Genomic DNA, 4,967 nt, shown 5'->3' on the forward strand with positions numbered 1-4,967 from the left:
CCGCAACGCCTCGTCGCGCGCCCGCTCCAGGCCGTCGAGCAGGGCCGCCACCACCTCGCGCAGGTGCTGCGGATCGTGCGCCGGCGCCTGTTCCAGGGCGCAGTCGCGCAGGCGCTCGGTCAGCAGGTCGACGACGTCGCGCGGGAACTGTCCGGGCACCACGCGCAGCGCGATGCGCATCCGCGCCAGCGCCTGCGCATGGCCCTGCTCGCGTTCGAACAACCCATCCAGCGCTTCGGCACAGGAGATCAACCGGCCCAGCGGCGACAGCGCCGACGCGCCGACCGGATAGCCGGAGCCGTCGATGCGTTCGTGGTGCTCGCGCGCGGCCGCGGCCTGCTGCGCCGAGTACACGCCGGATTCGCCCAGCAGCGCGGCGCTGATCACCGGGTGCACGCAGCGCATGCGCCACTGCGCGAAGTCCTGCTGCGCCTCCGGAATCTCCAGCACCACCGGATCCACGTACATCTCGCCGAGATCGTGCAGCAGGCCGACTTCCGCGGCCTCGCGCATCGCCGCATCCGAGCGCGACAGCAGCGCCGCCAGCCAGGACACCAGCATCGCCACCCGCACCGCGTGCGAGAACGCGGCCGGCCGGGTCTGGCCGAGGGTGGTGAGCAAGGTGCCCGGCGCGCCCAGCGTGCGGGCGCGGGCCAGCATGGCCATCACCGGCTGCGCCTGCTCGCCCAGCAACTGCCGCAGATGCGGGTGTTCGTCCAGTTCGCGCTGCGCGGCCAGCTGCACTTCGCTCGGGCGCAGTTCCTCGCAGAACGCCAGCGAGGATTCCAGCGGACGCAGCAGGCGCCGCGCGATCAGGCGCTCGCGCAGGCCGGCGTTGATGCGCTGGCCCTTGGCGACGAGCAGGATGCCGCGGCGGTCGCGGATATCCTCGGTGACCACCAGCTCGCGCGTGGCCGAGGCCTGGATCAGGTGTTCAAGGCAATGCGTGCCGGGGCGCTCGGGCAGGTCCAGCCCGAGTTCGGCGTGCGCGCTTGGGGACGTCATGGGGGTGTCGCACGATCAGGGAACGGGAGGGCGCCGCGCCGTTCCATGCGCGATCGAACAGGTATTGCCGACGGCGCGGCGGCCGGAGCCGCCGCGCCGCGTCCTTCAGAGTTCGCCCAGGCCGCTGGCACGGCCGTCCGGGCCGACCTCGAGCAGGCGCAGGGTGTTGGTCGCGCCGTGGGTTTCCATGTGCTCGCCGCTGGTGAACACCACGCGGTCGCCCGGCGCCAGCAGGCCGGCTTCGACCAGCACGCGGATCGCGCCGCGCGCGGCCTCGCGCGGAGTCAGGCCGCGGCTGTCGAAGTTGATCGGGAACACGTCGCGCATCATCGCCATGTGCCGGCGCGCGCCGTCGTGGCGGGTCACCGCGAAGATCGGCGCCTTGGCGCGGAAGCGCGACAGGTAACGCGGGGTGCCGCCGGATTCGGTCATCGCCACGATCGCGCGCACGCCCACATGCTGGGACAGGAACATCGTCGCCATGGCGATGGCCTGGTCGGCGCGCTCGAGGTTGCGCGGGGCCATGCCGAAGTCGGTTTCGGTCTCGAACTGGCGCTCGGCGCCCAGGCAGATGCGCGCCATCGCCTCGACCGCGCGGATCGGATAGGCGCCGGCGGCGCTCTCGGCCGACAGCATCACCGCGTCGGTGCCGTCGATCACCGAGTTGGCCACGTCCAGCACTTCGGCGCGGGTCGGGATCGGGCTTTCCACCATCGACTGCAGCATCTGCGTGGCGGTGATCACCACTTTGTTCTGCGCCAGCGATTCCTTGATGATCTTCTTCTGCAGGCCGGGCAGCTCGGCGTCGCCGATTTCCACGCCCAGGTCGCCACGCGCGACCATCACCACGTCCGAGGCCTCGACGATCTCGCTCAGGTTCTCGATCGCCTCGGTGCGCTCGATCTTGGACACCAGCGCCGCGTCACAGCCGTGCGCGCGGGCGATGCGCCGCGCCTCGTTCATGTCCTCGGCGTTGCGGCAGAACGACACCGCGATGAAGTCCACGCCGATCTTGGCGACGATGCCGATCAGTTCCTTGTCGCGCTCGGTCAGTGCGCCCAGCGACAGGCCGCCACCCTGCTTGTTGAGCCCCTTGCGATCGGACAGCACGCCATCGTTGAGCACGCTGGTGACGATGCGCTCGCCCTGCACCTCGACCACCTTCAGCTGCATCAGGCCATCGTCCAGCAGCAGGACGTCGCCCGGCGCCACGTCCTGCGGCAGGCCCAGGTAGCTGACGCCGACCTGGCTGGCGTCGCCCGGCGCGGCATTGGGGTCGGCGATGAGGTCGAAGCGGTCGCCGAGCTTGAGCGAGACCTTGCCCTGGGCGAAGCGCTCGATGCGGATCTTCGGACCGGGCAGGTCGGCGAGGATGCCGATCTCGGCGCCGACGCGGGCCGCGGCGGCGCGCACTTCGGCGGCGCGCTTGGCCTGGCCCGACGGATCGCCGTGGCTGAAGTTCAACCGCACCACGTTGACGCCGGCGCGGAACAGATCCTCAAGCACGCCGGGCGGGTCGGTGGCCGGACCGAGGGTGGCGAGAATCTTGGTGCGGCGCTGGCGTTCGATCATGATGGCATCCTTGGAAAAAGCGCTCAAAGCTAGCACACGCGCCCATCACACAGCATGGCATTTCGGCATAGACGCACGCGCGGCCCGGCATAGCGTGCGGACAATGCGGGACAGTATGTGGTCATGCCACGCCAACAGCCGCCGGCACGCGGACACCGCGCGGGCAGGCTCACGCCAGGCGACGCAGCATGCGCAGCCAGCGCCCTGTGCGCCGGACGCACCGGCGCACGTGCCCATTCAGGCCGCGACGAGCGCCGGCAACTGCGCCGGCGACTGCGCCAGCACATCGGCACCGGCCTGGCGCAGCTCCTCGGCATCGCCGAAGCCCCACAGCACGCCGATGCTGCGCATGCCGTGATGGCGCGCGCCGTCGATGTCCATGCGCCGGTCGCCGATCATGCGGCACTGCGCCGGCACAACAGAGAGCCGGCGCAGCGCCTCGGCGATCAGGTCCGGCTTGGCCCGGCGCGCGCCGTCGTCGCTGGCACCGACGATCTCCTCGAAGCGAGCGCCGAACGGCAACTGCTCGACGATGCGCCGCGCGAAGCGCTCGTTCTTCGAGGTCACCACCGCCAGGCGATGCCCGGCTGCGGCGATCGCCTCCACCGCCGCGCCGATGTCCGGGAACACCGTGTGCTCGCGCCAGCCGTGGCTGTCGTAGCGGCTGCGGTACAGCGTCAACGCCTGCTCCACCAACGCCGCATCGCCGCCGAAGTGCTGCTGGAAGCTGTCGCGCAGCGGCGGGCCGATCCAGGCGCGCAACTGCGCCGGGGTCGGCAGCGGCTGGCCCAGTTCGGCGAAGGCATGGCGCAGGCTGCCGACGATGCCGGCCTCCGAATCGACCAGGGTGCCGTCCAGGTCGAAGAACAGGACGTCGGCGGCGCTCACGCGCCGCGCGCCTGCAGCGCGGCCACCGCCGGCAGGGTCTTGCCTTCCAGGAACTCCAGGAACGCGCCGCCGCCGGTGGAGATGTAGCTGACCTGATCGGCGATGCCGTACTTGTCGACCGCGGCCAGGGTGTCGCCGCCGCCGGCGATGGAGAACGCCGACGAGGCGGCGATCGCCCGCGCCAGGGTCTCGGTGCCCTTGCCGAAGGCGTCGAACTCGAACACGCCGACCGGGCCGTTCCAGACCACGGTACCGGCCTTGGCGATCAGCTCGGCGTAGTGCGCAGCGGTCTGCGGGCCGATGTCCAGGATCAGGTCGTCGTCGGCGACGTCGGTGACCGCCTTCACCGTGGCCTCGGCGTCGGGCATGAACTGCTTGGCCACCACCACGTCGCTGGGCAGCGGGATCGCCGCGCCGCGCGCGTTGGCATCGGCCACGATCTTGCGCGCGGTGTCGAGCAGATCCGGCTCGCACAGCGACTTGCCGACCGCATGCCCGGCCGCGGCGATGAAGGTGTTGGCGATGCCGCCGCCGACGATCAGCTGATCGACCTTGTCCACCAGGTTGGACAGCAGCTCCAGCTTGGTCGAGACCTTGCTGCCGGCGACGATCGCCAGCAGCGGCTTGGCCGGTTGCTCCAGCGCCTTGGCCAGCGCATCCAGCTCCGCCATCAGCAGCGGGCCGCCGGCGGCGACCGGGGCGAACTTGATCACGCCATGGGTGGACGCCTGCGCACGGTGCGCGGTACCGAACGCGTCCATCACGAACACGTCGCACAGCGCCGCATACTTCTTCGCCAGGGCCTCGTCGTCCTTGCCCTCGCCGACGTTCATGCGGCAGTTCTCCAGCAGCACGATCTGCCCGGGCTGCACGTCCACGCCATCGACCCAGTCGCGGATCAGCGGCACGTCGACGCCGAGCAGCGCAGCCAGGCGGATGGCCACCGGCTCCAGCGAATCCTCCTGGGTCCACACGCCTTCCTTGGGCCGGCCCAGATGCGAGGTCACCATCACCGCCGCGCCCTGCTCCAGCGCGTGCTTGAGCGTCGGCACCGAGGCCAGGATGCGCTGCTCGGAGGTGATCAGGCCATTGTCGATCGGCACATTCAGATCTTGCCGGATCAGCACGCGCTTGCCGGACAGGTCGAGATCGGTCATTCGCAGGATGGACATGTGATTGCTCGCTTTCGTGGGGTTGCAAAGGGAAAACCGCGCCATCGGTGCAGTATCGGCGTCGGCATCGGAACGTCGGGTGCACGCCGTTCGGCCGATCGCCGCGCAGCGGCGAAACCGCCATTGTCCGGCGTCGGCCGCACAGCGGCAAATCGGTGGAGGACGGTGCGCTGCCCCGCGCGCGCGGCGCGGCGTGCGCGCCGTCGCCGCGGGATCGATCAGCCCGTGCCCTCGCCGGCGCCGGGTTTGCGCAGCAGGCTGAGCGCGAAACCGACCACCAGCAGCGCACCGCCGACCAGCAGCGCCCACAGCAGCCAGGTCTTCCAGTCG

The 4,967-nt window shown here is 70.8% G+C and carries 4 protein-coding genes; all 4 read right to left on the reverse strand.

The annotated features are described in order from the left end of the window. On the reverse strand, positions 1-1,005 hold a 1,005-nt coding region (locus D180_RS12080; RefSeq protein WP_017912998.1), incomplete at its 3' end, for an HD domain-containing phosphohydrolase. 105 nt (positions 1,006-1,110) lie between these two features. Further along, the gene (gene pyk, locus D180_RS12085) at positions 1,111-2,577 is read right to left on the reverse strand and encodes a pyruvate kinase (RefSeq protein WP_010341498.1); all 1,467 of its coding nucleotides are present in this window, start codon (positions 2,575-2,577) and stop codon (positions 1,111-1,113) included. A 237-nt stretch (positions 2,578-2,814) separates the two neighbouring features. Continuing rightward, positions 2,815-3,465, reverse strand: a complete 651-nt coding sequence (locus D180_RS12090) for an HAD-IA family hydrolase (RefSeq protein WP_017912999.1) — start codon at positions 3,463-3,465, stop codon at positions 2,815-2,817. Further along, positions 3,462-4,637, reverse strand: a complete 1,176-nt coding sequence (locus D180_RS12095; RefSeq protein ID WP_043090889.1) for a phosphoglycerate kinase — start codon at positions 4,635-4,637, stop codon at positions 3,462-3,464. The genes D180_RS12090 and D180_RS12095 overlap by 4 nt, the downstream gene beginning before the upstream one ends. Positions 4,638-4,967 lie beyond the last annotated feature (330 nt).

Source organism: Xanthomonas sp. SHU 166, assembly GCF_000364685.1.
GTDB classification, from domain to species: domain Bacteria; phylum Pseudomonadota; class Gammaproteobacteria; order Xanthomonadales; family Xanthomonadaceae; genus Xanthomonas_A; species Xanthomonas_A sontii.